This window comes from Pseudomonas sp. PH1b (assembly GCF_000633395.1).
GTDB lineage: Bacteria > Pseudomonadota > Gammaproteobacteria > Pseudomonadales > Pseudomonadaceae > Aquipseudomonas.
The window spans coordinates 19858-33449 of record NZ_AYMU01000009.1 but is presented as its reverse complement, the minus strand read 5'-3'; the positions used below and the strand labels follow the sequence as shown (position 1 = coordinate 33449).

At 58.4% G+C, this 13592-nt stretch carries 7 protein-coding genes and 4 tRNA genes; 9 read left to right on the top strand and 2 right to left on the bottom strand.

Annotation, left to right across the window (positions count from 1 at the left end; genetic code table 11):
- The first annotated feature begins 96 nt into the window (after window positions 1-96).
- The 5 genes from clpB (at window position 97) to U873_RS0115670 (ending at window position 3371) form a co-directional block, all read left to right on the top strand.
- Window positions 97-2661 carry an ATP-dependent chaperone ClpB gene (gene clpB / locus U873_RS0115690; protein WP_025129162.1) on the top strand — a complete coding sequence of 855 codons (2565 nt, stop codon included), beginning with the start codon at window positions 97-99 and terminating at the stop codon, window positions 2659-2661.
- 297 nt (window positions 2662-2958) lie between these two features.
- A tRNA-Asn gene (locus U873_RS0115685) sits at window positions 2959-3034 on the top strand.
- A 9-nt stretch (window positions 3035-3043) separates the two neighbouring features.
- Window positions 3044-3120 (top strand) — tRNA-Pro (locus U873_RS0115680).
- A 5-nt stretch (window positions 3121-3125) separates the two neighbouring features.
- Window positions 3126-3201: transfer RNA gene (locus U873_RS0115675), tRNA-Lys, on the top strand.
- A 93-nt stretch (window positions 3202-3294) separates the two neighbouring features.
- A tRNA-Pro gene (locus U873_RS0115670) sits at window positions 3295-3371 on the top strand.
- A 111-nt stretch (window positions 3372-3482) separates the two neighbouring features.
- On the opposite strand, the gene U873_RS0115665 is transcribed toward U873_RS0115670, so the two are convergent.
- A complete protein-coding gene (locus tag U873_RS0115665; RefSeq protein ID WP_025129161.1) occupies window positions 3483-7136 on the bottom strand; it encodes a transporter substrate-binding domain-containing protein in 3654 nt (1217 codons plus the stop codon).
- A 139-nt stretch (window positions 7137-7275) separates the two neighbouring features.
- Window positions 7276-8448, bottom strand: a complete 1173-nt coding sequence (locus tag U873_RS0115660; RefSeq protein ID WP_029978435.1) for an EAL domain-containing protein — start codon at window positions 8446-8448, stop codon at window positions 7276-7278.
- 389 nt (window positions 8449-8837) lie between these two features.
- On the opposite strand from U873_RS0115660, the gene U873_RS0115655 reads away from it, so the two are divergent.
- The 4 genes from U873_RS0115655 to U873_RS0115640 all read left to right on the top strand — a co-directional run bounded on the left by U873_RS0115655 (window position 8838) and on the right by U873_RS0115640 (window position 13580).
- On the top strand, window positions 8838-9467 hold the full coding sequence (locus U873_RS0115655; RefSeq protein WP_025129160.1) for a response regulator transcription factor: 630 nt from the start codon (window positions 8838-8840) through the stop codon (window positions 9465-9467).
- 396 nt (window positions 9468-9863) lie between these two features.
- Window positions 9864-10421, top strand: coding sequence for a fimbrial protein (locus U873_RS34870; RefSeq protein WP_025129159.1), 558 nt, complete (start codon window positions 9864-9866; stop codon window positions 10419-10421).
- Between the two features lie 69 nt (window positions 10422-10490).
- Entirely contained in the window at window positions 10491-11036 is a 546-nt protein-coding gene (locus tag U873_RS0115645; protein WP_157838090.1) for a fimbrial protein, read from the top strand.
- Window positions 11037-11132: 96 nt separating this feature from the next.
- Window positions 11133-13580 carry an outer membrane usher protein gene (locus U873_RS0115640; protein WP_025129157.1) on the top strand — a complete coding sequence of 816 codons (2448 nt, stop codon included), beginning with the start codon at window positions 11133-11135 and terminating at the stop codon, window positions 13578-13580.
- Window positions 13581-13592: the final 12 nt, after the last annotated feature.

Sequence of the window (13592 nt, the reverse complement as noted above, 5' to 3'; positions counted from 1 at the left end):
AATCTCCCAGAATCGACCGCATCTAGAGAAGCATCTGGCAGGTTTCTCTATTTAGGTGTGTCCATCGCTCCGGCCTGCTCAAAAGGAAGGTGACTAATGCGTATAGACCGATTAACCAGCAAGTTACAGCTGGCCTTATCCGATTCTCAATCTCTGGCGGTTGGTCTTGATCATCCGGCCATTGAACCTGCACACCTGATGCAGGCGCTGCTGGAACAGCAGGGTGGCTCGATCAAGCCCTTGCTGATGCAAGTGGGCTTTGACGTCAACAGCCTGCGCAAGGAGTTGAGCAAAGAGCTCGACCAATTGCCGAAAATCCAGAACCCCACTGGCGACGTGAACATGTCCCAGGACCTGGCACGCCTGCTCAACCAGGCCGATCGCCTGGCGCAGCAGAAAGGTGACCAGTTCATCTCCAGCGAACTGGTGTTGCTGGCGGCCATGGATGAAAACAGCAAGCTCGGCAAATTGCTGCTGGGCCAGGGCGTGAGCAAGAAGGCCCTGGAAAACGCCATCAACAACCTGCGCGGCGGCGAGGCGGTGAATGACGCCAACGTCGAAGAGTCGCGTCAGGCCCTGGACAAGTACACCGTCGACCTGACCAAGCGCGCCGAAGACGGCAAGCTTGATCCGGTGATTGGCCGTGACGACGAAATCCGTCGGACCATCCAGGTGCTGCAACGCCGGACCAAGAACAATCCGGTGCTGATCGGTGAGCCTGGCGTGGGTAAGACCGCCATCGCCGAAGGCTTGGCCCAGCGGATCATCAACGGTGAAGTGCCCGATGGCCTGAAAGGCAAGCGCCTGCTGTCCCTGGACATGGGGGCATTGATTGCCGGTGCCAAATACCGTGGTGAGTTCGAAGAGCGTCTGAAGTCTCTGCTCAACGAGCTGTCGAAACAGGAAGGGCAGATCATTCTGTTCATCGACGAGCTGCACACCATGGTCGGCGCCGGCAAGGGCGAAGGCTCGATGGATGCAGGCAACATGCTCAAGCCGGCCCTGGCCCGTGGCGAGTTGCACTGCGTCGGTGCCACCACGCTCAACGAGTACCGCCAATATATAGAGAAGGACGCGGCCCTCGAGCGGCGCTTCCAGAAAGTGCTGGTGGACGAGCCCAGCGAAGAAGACACCATCGCGATCCTGCGTGGCCTCAAAGAGCGTTACGAGGTGCACCACAAGGTGGCGATCACTGATGGCGCGATCATTGCTGCTGCCAAGCTCAGCCATCGCTACATCACTGACCGGCAATTGCCGGACAAGGCCATCGACCTGATCGACGAGGCCGCCAGCCGCATCCGCATGGAGATCGACTCCAAGCCGGAAGTGCTGGATCGCCTGGAGCGGCGTCTGATTCAACTGAAGGTCGAATCTCAGGCACTGAAGAAAGAGGATGACGAGGCGGCACTCAAGCGCCTGGAGAAACTCCAGGAAGAGATTGTGCGCCTGGAGCGTGAGTACGCTGACCTGGAAGAAATCTGGACCTCGGAAAAAGCCGAAGTGCAGGGTTCTGCGCAGATCCAGCAGAAGATCGAGCAGTCGCGGCAGGAGCTGGAATCCGCGCGGCGTAAGGGCGACCTCAATCGCATGGCCGAGCTGCAGTACGGGGTCATCCCCGATCTGGAGCGCAGCCTGCAGATGGTCGACCAGCACGGCCACAGCGAGAACCAGTTGCTGCGCAGCAAGGTCACCGAGGAAGAGATTGCCGAAGTGGTGTCCAAGTGGACCGGCATCCCGGTGTCGAAAATGCTCGAAGGCGAGCGCGACAAGCTGTTGAAGATGGAAAGCCTGCTGCACGAGCGGGTGATTGGCCAGAACGAAGCCGTGGTGGCGGTGGCCAACGCTGTGCGCCGTTCCCGGGCCGGGTTGTCCGACCCGAACCGGCCCAGCGGTTCGTTCATGTTCCTCGGCCCGACCGGCGTGGGTAAGACCGAGCTGTGCAAGGCCCTGGCGGAATTCCTCTTCGATACCGAAGAGGCCATGGTGCGGATCGACATGTCCGAGTTCATGGAGAAACATTCCGTGGCTCGTCTGATCGGTGCGCCACCAGGCTATGTCGGTTATGAAGAGGGCGGCTACCTGACCGAAGCCGTGCGTCGCAAGCCGTACTCGGTGATCCTCCTGGACGAAGTCGAGAAGGCGCACCCGGATGTGTTCAACATCCTGCTGCAGGTTCTGGAAGATGGCCGGCTGACGGACAGCCACGGGCGCACCGTGGATTTCCGCAACACGGTGATCGTCATGACCTCCAACCTGGGCTCGGCGCAGATCCAGGAGCTGGTAGGGGATCGCGAGGCACAACGGGCAGCGGTGATGGACGCGGTGTCCACCCACTTCCGGCCGGAGTTCATCAACCGGGTCGACGAAGTGGTGATCTTCGAGCCTCTGGCCCGGGATCAGATCGCCGGCATCACCCAGATCCAGTTGGGTCGCCTGCGCAGTCGTCTGGCGGAGCGCGAGCTGAGCCTGGAACTGAGCGACGAGGCCTTGGACAAGCTGATCGCCGTGGGTTACGACCCGGTGTATGGCGCTCGGCCGCTGAAACGGGCGATTCAGCGCTGGATCGAGAACCCGTTGGCGCAGATGATCCTCTCCGGTGGGTTCCTGCCCGGAGCCACGGTCACCGCTTCAGTACAGGACGACGAAATCGTCTTCGCCTGAGCCGGAAACGGTGCATTGATAAAGAGGCCTCGCATTGCGAGGCCTTTTTTTTTCACTAGGGCGTTGAACTGTAAGGAAAAGGCTTGTAAAGTGCGCCCCGCAGTCAGTCACCCCCGAGGTTTTTTCTGATCTAGAAGAAACCTGCAATGAAGTCGCAAATCATTGTCTTAAAAGCAATTTAAGGGGTTGACAGGTAGTTTTAAGATTGTAAAATAGCGCGCCTCAGAGACATGAACGTAGCGATACGGACAAGTCGAAGAGGATGGAAGCAAGAAGTTGTAACTTGAAATATGTAGTTCCGTGATAGCTCAGTCGGTAGAGCAAATGACTGTTAATCATTGGGTCCCAGGTTCGAGTCCTGGTCACGGAGCCAATTTCAAACCGGGGTATAGCGCAGTCCGGTAGCGCGCCTGCTTTGGGAGCAGGATGTCAGGAGTTCGAATCCCCTTACCCCGACCATTTTTGGGTCGTTAGCTCAGTTGGTAGAGCAGTTGGCTTTTAACCAATTGGTCGTAGGTTCGAATCCCACACGACCCACCATTTTTGAAACCAGTTCGCTGGGATTGAATCTTAAGAACAGAGGCCAAAAGCGCTGTTCGAAGAAGGCGCCTCTCGAAGGTGCCTTTTTTTTACCGGGGTATAGCGCAGTCCGGTAGCGCGCCTGCTTTGGGAGCAGGATGTCAGGAGTTCGAATCCCCTTACCCCGACCATATTCACGAAAAAGGGCACCTCTCGAGGTGCCCTTTTTCGTTTGCCCGCAAAAAATGCCTCGTGGCGATGAGCAGGTTGGACGCTGCAGGGCGAGCCAGTTTCCGTGTCGTTCATGGGATGGACGGTTCCGCCCAGATTTCCTGTTGCTCCAGAAGGCGTTGCTCCAGGGTCTCGATTGCCTGTACTACCTGTGCCACGCATTCCGTGATCATGCCCAGGGAAAGCTCGGGACTCAGGCAGGCATCTTCCAGTTGGCGACAGCTTTCTACCAACTGCTCGCCTTTCACCACCCGTGCGGCGCCTTTGATGCGGTGGGCCAACTCTGCAAGCTCCGCCGTTGCCTGCTCCTCGAGCAGGGTCGTGAGGCTTTGCAAATCCAAGCGATTGTTGGTGAGCAGTTCACTCAGGATGTGGTGCAGCATCGTCGGTTCGCCGCCCACCAGCGAGTGCAGCGACTCCAGGTCGAACACCCGAGGCGCGCCAAAGCCTTTCTTTGGCAGTGCCGGCAACGTAGGCAGCTCCTCCTGTTCGTCGTCGGCAAGGCTTATGGTTTGCAGGCGCCGTTCCAGCTCATCCAGGCTGATGGGCTTGATCAGGCATTCGTTCATCCCGGCCAGGATGCAGCGCTCCACTTCCTCGGGCTGGGCATCGGCGGTCAGGCCGATGATCATTGTCGGTGCGCAGGCGCTCTGGCGCTCGTCGTGGCGAATAGCCTGGGTCAGATCAGCCCCATTCATGATGGGCATGTGGCAGTCGGTGATGATCAGATCGAACGCCTGCTGGCGCCAGAGCTCCAGGGCATCCCGACCGTTGGCTGCCTCGACGGTATCATGGCCGAGGAAGCTCAATTGCTGTTGCAGCACCTCACGGTTCACCGAATGGTCGTCGACTATCAGGATCTGCAGACGGTACATGTGCCGGATCTTGCTCGGGTTCGGGCGTTCGGATGGGGCGATGCGCTCCAGTGTCTGCAGGCGCAGTTCGACATCAATGCAGGTGCCCTGTCCCAGCGAGCTGGTCATGGTCACCTGGCCGCCCATCATCGCGCACAGCGAGCGGCAGATCACCAGGCCCAGGCCGGTGCCGTCTGCATTCTGCACATTGCGCTCGACCTGGGCGAAGGGTTGGAACAGGCACTCCTGGTCGGCTGGGGAGATGCCGATCCCGGAGTCCTCGACACTGAGCCTGACCTGCAACAAGGCATCCTCCAGCAGATCTCCGGTGAGGGCCACCTTGATGAAGCCCTCTTCGGTGAACTTGATCGCGTTGCTGATAAGGTTGGAAAGGATCTGCTTGAAGCGCATCCCGTCCACCAGCACATCACCGTTGATGGTGGCGTCGATCTCGAGGATCAGGTTCAGGCGCTTCTGTCGCGCCAGGCCTTCGAAGACACGGACAACCGACTCCACCAGCTCGCGCAGGTTGGCGCGCTTGGGCGAGAGGCTGAGCCGTCCGGATTCGATGCGGGCGATATCGAGGATGTCACCGATCAGTTCCAGCAGGCTCCTGGCGGAGCTGTAGGCAATTTCGATGCTGGAGCGTTCGATCCGGTCATCGTCGGCACGTTTGAGTGCCAGTTCCAGAATGCCGATGATCGCATTCATCGGCGTGCGAATTTCATGGCTCATGGTCGCCAGGAATGTGGTCTTGGCCCGGCTGGCCTGGTCGGCGAGGTTTTTTGCCTTCTTCAGTTCCTGAACCAGATGGCGATGCTCGGTAATGTCCAGCCAGCCACAGATCACCCCTTTGGTAATGCCGTGGGAGTCCTGGAATGGCTGGATCCAGTGATCGATCCAGACATCCTTGCCCTGCAGTTGGATCGCGTACACCGACTTGACGGTCGTGCCTTCATTGATTGCCTTCAAGTAGCTCTGGTGCAGGTCGGACTCTGCCGAGAAATTCTCCTTGGGTAGCGCTTGCACCGTCTTGTTCAGGACCTGCTCGGCAGTCAGGCCGATGCTTTGCAAGTAGCTGAGGTTGCAGGACAGCATGTGCCCTTCGATGTCGCGGACATAGAGGGCGGGGGGCATGCTTTCAGTCAGGGCCTCGACAAAGCGCAACTGGTCATTGAGCAGTTTCTCGGTCTTGATCCGGCGGTGCAGGTACAGCACCCAGGTCATCGTCAGCAGGAGCAGCAGCGCCGCACCAGTAATGATTTCGGTGATCATCAGTTGATAGTCACGCCAGGTTTCGCCACTCATGCCCGGTGGCGAGCGCCAGTGACTGGCGATCGCATTCAGGTCGTCGGCGGGCAGGCTGAGCAGGGCCTTGTCGAGAATGGACTGCAGTTCCGGATCGCTGCGACGCAAGGCGAAACTGGCGTTTGCCGGGTTGCTATGGATCAGGTCGGCAATGGCCAGGCGGTTTTGAAACAGCCGGACAATGTAGTAGCGGGCAGTGGGCATCGCTACCACGGCGGCTGCAGCCTTGCCTTCGTACACCATGTTCATCGCGTCCAATGAGGCGCCGGCTTCAATCACCTCGGTGTCGGGATAGAGATCGCGTACGTATTGCAAGGTAACGTGCCCGGAGGGAATCGCCAGACGCTTGCCGACCAGGTCCCCGGGTGGCAATGCCTTACCGTTGTTGTCGGCTGCTGTGACCATGACGAACGGGCTGGTGAGAAAGGGGCGAGTGAAACGCAGGTTTTCCTGGCGTTGCGCACTGTTGGTCATGATCGCCAGGTCCGCCTCCGAGTCCTGCAATGCCTTTATTTGCTGGGGGTACGCACCGTTGCGGGCGGTGACCTGGAAATGCAGGCCCGTACGCTGGGCAATCACTTCCAGCAGCTCGGCGGTGATACCTGAGAAGACCCCGTTGGCATCGAAGAATGCCACGGGGGCCAGGTCATCGTTGATCATCAGCCTGACCACCGGGTGGCGTGCGATCCAGCGCGATTCGTCTGTGCTGAGCGGTACTTTTTCATCCGTTGGCAGGAAGCCTCTGCCTACCCAGCGTCGGCTCAGGCTTCTGAGCTTGTCCTTGCCCAGGGCGTTGATGCTTTGATCGAGTATTCGTTGCAGGCGCAGGTTGCTGCCTTTCAAGGCGTAGGCGTAGCCGGCTTTCTTCAAACCGGCGAAACGCTCGAACTTGAGATAGCCGTAGTAGGACCGGTTGAGTCGAAAATAGGCGCTGAGCAGGTCACCGGCGTACAGATCGGTGTGGCCGAACGCTGTTGCAGCTATCGCTTCGTCGTGGCTGGGGTAGATGGTGAATCGCGCGAGGGGAAAGCGCTCCTGCATCTCGACGCTGTGTTCCAGGGTGACGGCAATGCGCAGGCCGGCCAGATCAGCGGGAGAGTTACGCTGCTCGTCGTTGCGCTTGAACAGCGCCAAGGGGCTTTCGGCGAAGGGCCGGGTGTAGCTGATGGGATCGGTTGTCGCCCCCGAGTGGTAGCTGGCGATGACATCGATATCACCGGCCAGCAGGGCTAGCCGGGCGTCCTCCTGGGTGCGAAAGGGCACGACCTTGATACGCAGGCCGAGCATCTGCCCAATCAGGGCCGTGACGTCGGCGGTAATACCCTCGTAGTTGCTGTCGTGGTAGCTCACATAGAGTGGCGCCGTTCCTGTGGCAGCCACCGCGATTTTCAGCTCGGACTTATGGCGTAGCCAGCGCCAGTCCTTGTCTTCGATAGCCAGATCTTTCTGGTCGAGAAGCAGCGGGCTGTAAAGCGTCTTGGGCTGCGAAGGTGTGTCGGCCGCAGCCAGTTGAGCGCCGGTGATCGCCAGGCAGATAAAGAGCCAGATAAGTCGTAAATGCATGAGCGCTTCAGATGTTTGTCAGGAAAGAATGATCAGAAGTCAAAGAGCCAGGCGCACCGAGTAGGCGATGTGCCGACAATGGCCCTGTGTTATCGCCTGACCGGTCGGTTGTAAACTGTCAGCCCTCGTCGAGACCGCTTCAGTTGAGGCAATAGGCGCTGAAGTGCCCTTCTGGCATGGGCCGTGCGAACAGAAAACCCTGGGCCATCGAGCAACCGAGCTTTATCAGGCGCTCTTGCTGTTCTCGCGTTTCCACTCCTTCGATAACCAGGGTCATCCCCAAGGCACGGGCCAGGGCCACGGTGTAGCTGATGACTGCGCTGCTCCTTGGCTGATGCATCTTACGTACAAAGGTCCCGTCCAGCTTGATCTGGCTGAAGGGCAACTCGCACAGGCGATAGAGGGAGGAGTAGCCGGCGCCGAAATCATCCATGGCCAGCCCGCAGCCCATGATGCGCAGGCGTACCAGGTTCTCCAGGCTGCTGGCCGGGGCGCTGAGCAAGCTGGTCTCGGTGATTTCGAAGGTGATGCTGCCGGCCGGGACCTGGAACAGTTCAAGCAGGGAGGCAATCGACTCGGTAAGGGTCTGGGAGGCCAGTTGTGAGGGGTGCAGGTTGAAGGACATGTTCAGGGAAATGCCTTTGTCTGCCAGTTCGCGCCGCAAGGACAGGCCTTGATCGAAGAGTTGCCAGAACAGCCGCTCGAGCAGGTTGTGATGCTCCATGATGTAGAGAAAGTGTGAGGGGGGCAGCACTCCCAGTTGTGGGTGGTTCCATCGGGCGAGGGCTTCCGCACCCAGCAGCGTAGCGCTGTCGAGCGCGACTCTGGGCTGGTAGTAGGCCTCGAATTCACCGTTATCCAGGCCGCGGATCATGTCGGCCAGGCTCGGCAGTTCGGCCTTTTCCAGGGGCTTGGCCCTATCGTTGCGCTGTGCCTGGTAACAGGTGAGCAAGCGGGTGATGCGCTCCAGGTCGAAGGGCTTGCCCAGGTCGCCGAGGAAATTCAGGCCCAGGCGGTCGATCATCGACACTGTGGTCTGACGCAGCAGCGGGTCGACCTGGCTGCACAGGATCACCGAGTGCAACTTGCCGCTATGGCTGGCGTGGCGCAGAAAGGCCAGGCCGTCCATTCCCGGCATTTTCAAGTCGCAGATGGCGATGTCCACCTTGGTGCACGCCTCCAGCAGCGCCAGGGCTTCCTGACCGTCTGCGGCTTCATGGATCTGCCCGGACATGACTTTTTTCAGGGCGGTAACGGTGACCAGTCGCTGCAGCGGTTCATCTTCCAGCACCAGAACTACAAGGTCTTGCATGGCCGGCTCACTTCGTTGTTTACCGGCCATCTTGCTTAAGGCTCCCGAGCAAGGTCCATTAGGAGTATCCCCATATGTCGCAGGAAATTTCTTAGTGAAAAATCAGACCGTCTGATTCGTTAGGTGAGAATCGATAACCGCTTGTGTCCTAGTGAGTTTGTCGAGAATCTGCGCCTCAGGGACGGAATGGCATATCAGCAGTAGCCTTCGGAGTTTGAGCCACAGGTGCTGAACTTTATGGTGGAAGTCACGCATTTTGCTGACACAACACCTGCTGTACTCATGTTTGAGTGGGTATGAAAGTTTAATCTGGGTGGTGTCCGATAAAATATATTTCTACCAGCAGCAACACTTGGCCGAGAGCCAAGCTATTAAGGTGAAAACACTGTATGCACAGCGTATTGATAGTTGACGACCACCCTGTTGTTCGGCTTGCCGTTAAGGTCTTGTTGGAAAAGAACGATATGTGTGTGGTGGCCGAAACGGATAATGGCCTGGATGCCCTCGAACTCGTGCGTGAGCATGTGCCGGATGTGGTAATCCTCGACATCGGTATTCCCAAGCTCGATGGGCTCAAGGTGCTTGCCCGCATCAAGGCCCTGGAGTTGCGCACTGAGGTACTGGTGCTCACCTCGCAGTCGGTGGAAAGTTTCTGCAGGCGCTGCATTCAGTTGGGCGCCCGTGGTTTCGTCAACAAGGAAGAGGACCTGAGCAATCTGGTGGTGGCATTGAATGCCGTACTGGCCGGATACACTTTCTATCCGTCAATGGCCCAGGATGTGTCCGCTCCGCCGATGCAGCAGAAGTCCGAGGTTGAACAGATCGGCTTGTTGACCGATCGGGAAATGATCGTGCTGCAATACCTGGCTCAGGGTTACTCCAACAAGGCGATCGGTGAAAAGCTGTTTCTCAGCAACAAAACCGTCAGCACTTACAAGACCCGGTTGCTGCAAAAGCTCGGGTTGGGATCGCAGGTCGGCCTGGCGGAGTTCGCCAAGCGCAACTCACTGATTCCCTGAGTCCTGGTCACGGCAGGTTGTGCGGGCAGTCGACCTGCTGTTGATCGACGACTGATCTAGAGGCCGCCTGGCCTTATCGTTGCTGGGCCTATGGGGACCTTGCGCCTCATCGCTGCTTGTCACCTGTTTCCTTCTTGTTCGACCACCGTGTCGCAGGTGGGCGGAGGGTGGCTGAAGCATGTTTAAGGTGGGCGAAGTCGGGACTAGGAAATTTCCTAGTCCCCTATCGAATTTGTCTTATCTTAATTTCATTTTGATAAAAATAGAATAATAACCAGCACTAAAGATGAACTAACTCGCGGGTGATCAAGTTTGGTTTTACTTGGCTTGCCCTAGCGCCTGTTGTTGTTTTTTTGTTGCCATTCAACTTAAAGGGTATTCGTTAAGGACCTCATAATGACATTCAGCAAGATGGCGGCTGCTGTTGCCGCAATTGTTCTTGGTTCTGTTTCAGGCTTCAGCATGGCAAATGATGGAAGGAGTGGCGTCATAGAGTTTTCCGGCAGCATTCACGATGCGCCTTGCTCTATTGTGGCGGGTGAAAGCGGCTCCCAGTCTTTCCAGTTGCAGCCCATCTCTGCCCGAGATCTGAAAGATGGAGGCAAGTCTGCGCCGCAGCCATTCTCCATCAAGTTGAGTGGCTGTGACCTGGAGTCCCTGAAAAGCGCCACCGCCACTTTTGACGGCCCGAACTCGATTACTGATGGCCTGCTGGCGCTCAAGGGAAGTGCTTCGGGGGCCAGCCTGGCGATCGCCAACCAGCAAGGCGTGCTGATCAAACTGGGTACTGCCTCGGACGCTCAGGCGTTGGCCAACGGTAGCAGCGAACTGCGTTTCACTGCTTACCTGCAGGGTGATATGCAACCCGTGAAGGGAGAGGATCCCGCCAAGCCTGCTGAAATCGGCGTCGGCGACTTCGATGCGACGGCCAGCTTCAAGTTGGCCTATCAGTAAGTTGCAGCGGCCCAGCTAGGTCTTGAGGCCCTCTACGCATGAGGGCCCCGGATGCGCCCGGGAGATTTTATGAGTCGCTCGATGATAGTTCCGGGGATCGCCGTGTTCCTGGGTCTTTGCGCCCAGCCCCAGGCGTCTGCTGTTGAAGGTGAAGAGTGGCTCAAGGGGCGGATGCATATGTCTGGCTCAATCTTCGATGCGGCCTGTGCCATACGTATAGACAATCAATATCAGGCCATCCGCATGATGCCAACGCCGATCCATGGGTTGGTCAATGGTGAGGCTTCGACTCAACAGCCGCTGACTATTTCAATCATCAATTGTGGTTCGAGCAATGCTCGGGTCAACGACTCGGTATTCAAATCTTTCGCCCTGGTGTTTGAAGGTGACGGTAATGGTCAGTACTTCATTACTCAAGGCACGGCCAAGGGCATTGCCATACAGATAAAAGATCAATTCGGAAACCTGGTTATTCCTGGCGTTCCACTTAAGGGCAATGAAGTGATTGCCAGAAACAGGGCGCTCAACTATTCGCTGACGCTGGCCGGTAGTGGCAGTGCGCTCAATGCTGGTAATTATCACGCCACGATCAGACTCAGAATTCACCACTTCTGATCGTGAGTGCCGGTTTTATTTGAAGTCACGAAGGAAGTTAGTCTCGTGGGCCAACACAGGGTATTGGTTGCCGCTACTTTGTGGTGTGTTACCGGCGTGGCTAGTGCCGCCGAAGAGTTTCAATTCAATACTGATGTTCTGGATCTTCAGGATCAACAGCATATTGATCTTGGGCTGTTTTCCAAGGCCAACTTCATCATGCCGGGGCAGTATCGCCTGGTGCTTCAAGTCAATCAGGAGTCGTTGCCGGAAAGTCCAGTGCAGTTCATTGCCCCCGAAGATGATCCCCAAGGCAGCGTGGCTTGCCTCACGCCGGATCTGGTACAGGATCTGGGGCTCAAGCCCAGGTTGCTCCCGGCCCTGAAATGGTCGCACCAAGGTGCTTGCCTGGATATTGGCAGCATCCCCGGCATGCTGGTGCGTGGCGATCTTGGACGTGGCGTCTTGTATCTCAGCGTTCCCCAGGAGGCCCTGGAGTACACGGCAGCCAACTGGGATCCGCCTTCGCGCTGGGACAACGGCATTCCCGGGATCTTGCTGGATTACAACTTCAACGCCCTGACCACCGAGCGCCGTGGCTCCCAAGGTTCCAGCCATGAACTGTCCGGCAATGGCACCGCGGGTTTCAACCTCGGGGCCTGGCGCATGCGTGCTGACTGGCAAATGCAAATGCAGCGGGGGGCCGGACAGCCATCCACGCGAACTTTCGACTGGAGTCGTTTCTATGCCTTGCGGGCGATTCCCGGGTTGGGGGCAGACTTGACCCTGGGGGAGGGCTACCTGAACTCCAACCTGTTTGGCAGCTTCCGCTACACCGGCGCGAGCCTGGGGACCAACGAAGGGATGCTGCCGCCCAACCTGCGAGGTTATGCGCCGGAGATCCGCGGTGTGGCCCGAACCAACGCCCGGGTCCTGGTCAAGCAACAGGGGCGGGTTCTGTATGACACCCAGGTGCCCCAGGGCCCCTTCCGTATCCAGGACCTGAATAACGCCGTGAGCGGCAAGCTGGATGTGCGGGTCGAGGAGCAGGACGGCAGTCTCCAGGAGTTTCAGGTCGATACGGCGAGCATTCCCTATCTGACCCGGCCAGGCACGGTGCGCTACAAGATGGCGTTCGGCAAACCTTCGGACTGGGATCACAGCATGGACGGCCCCAGCTTCGCCTCCGGCGAGTTTTCCTGGGGCGTCAGTAACGGCTGGTCGCTGTATGGCGGTGGCCTGGGTGCCCAGGACTACACCTCACTGGCCTTGGGCATCGGTCGCGACCTGAGCGTACTGGGGGCGATCTCCGTGGACGTGACCCAGTCCAACGCAAACTTGCCCCAGGCCAGCAGCCTATCGGGCAAGTCCTATCGCGTCAGCTACTCGAAGCGTTTCGAAGAGTACGACAGCCAGGTGACCTTCGCTGGCTATCGCTTTTCCGAAGAGAACTTCATGAGCATGAACGAGTTCATCGATGCCCGGCGCAGCGGTCGGCCCATCAACCAGAGCAAGGAAATGTACAAGGTTTCGCTCAACAAGAATTTCCGCGACCAGAACCTGAGCCTGTACCTGGACTACAACCATCAGACCTACTGGAGCAGTGCGCCGAGCGACCGCTACAGCCTGTCGGTATCACGTTATTTCGATCTGGGCTGGGTCAAGAACCTGAGCCTGTCGTTGACGGCCTATCGCAACCAGACCTATGGCCGGGTCGATGATGGGGCGTATCTGTCCCTGAGCATGCCCTGGGGGGATGGGGCTTCCTACAGCTATAGCGCCGCTACCAGTCGTACCGAAACCACCCACAACCTGAGTTATTACGACCGCGTGGATGAGCGCAACAGCTATTCGCTCAGTGCCGGTACTGCTCGTTCGGGCAAGACCGCCAGCGGTTACCTGACCCACGAGGGCAGCCAGGCCCAGGTCGTGGCCAGTGCCAGCTACCAGACCGGGCAATACCGCTCTGCCGGGCTGTCGCTCCAGGGCGGCGCAACCCTCACTGCGCAGGGGGGCGCACTGCATCGCACCGGCATGCCGGGAGGTACTCGCCTGCTGGTGGACACCCAGGGCGTGGCCAATGTGCCGGTGCGCGGCAACGGCGCCTCGACCCGTACCAATGGTTTTGGCAGTGCGGTCATCACCGACCTCAACAGCTATTACCGCAATCAGGCAAGCATCGATCTGGACCAGTTGGCGGACGACGTGGAAGCCACCCAGTCGGTCACCCAGATCACCCTGACCGAAGGGGCCATCGGCTATCGCAGTTTCGACATCATCGCCGGTGCCAAGGCCATGGTCATGGTGCATCTGGCTGACCAGAGCGCGCCACCGTTCGGTGCGACGGTGAAGAATCGCCGCGGCCAGGACACCGGAATCATGGGGGAGGATGGCCAGGTGTACCTCAGTGGCATGAAGGCCGGCGAAACCATGGCCCTGCACTGGAACGGGGTTGCCCAGTGCGCATTCACCCTGCCGGAACTGGACCCCCGCGCAGAGTCCGAAATCCAGCTGCTGTGCCTGCCATCGGCCTCGTCTGCCTCCTCCTCTTCAATCAACGGATAACCAAGAGATGCC

Bases quoted from the DNA above. Each gene is read 5' to 3' on its own strand.
- U873_RS0115660 (WP_029978435.1), bottom strand. From the start codon at position 8,448: ATGCAAGACCTTGTAGTTCTGGTGCTGGAAGATGAACCGCTGCAGCGA.
- U873_RS0115645 (WP_157838090.1), top strand. From the start codon at position 10,491: ATGAGTCGCTCGATGATAGTTCCGGGGATCGCCGTGTTCCTGGGTCTT.
- clpB (WP_025129162.1), top strand. From the start codon at position 97: ATGCGTATAGACCGATTAACCAGCAAGTTACAGCTGGCCTTATCCGAT.
- U873_RS0115665 (WP_025129161.1), bottom strand. From the start codon at position 7,136: ATGCATTTACGACTTATCTGGCTCTTTATCTGCCTGGCGATCACCGGC.
- U873_RS0115655 (WP_025129160.1), top strand. From the start codon at position 8,838: ATGCACAGCGTATTGATAGTTGACGACCACCCTGTTGTTCGGCTTGCC.
- U873_RS34870 (WP_025129159.1), top strand. From the start codon at position 9,864: ATGACATTCAGCAAGATGGCGGCTGCTGTTGCCGCAATTGTTCTTGGT.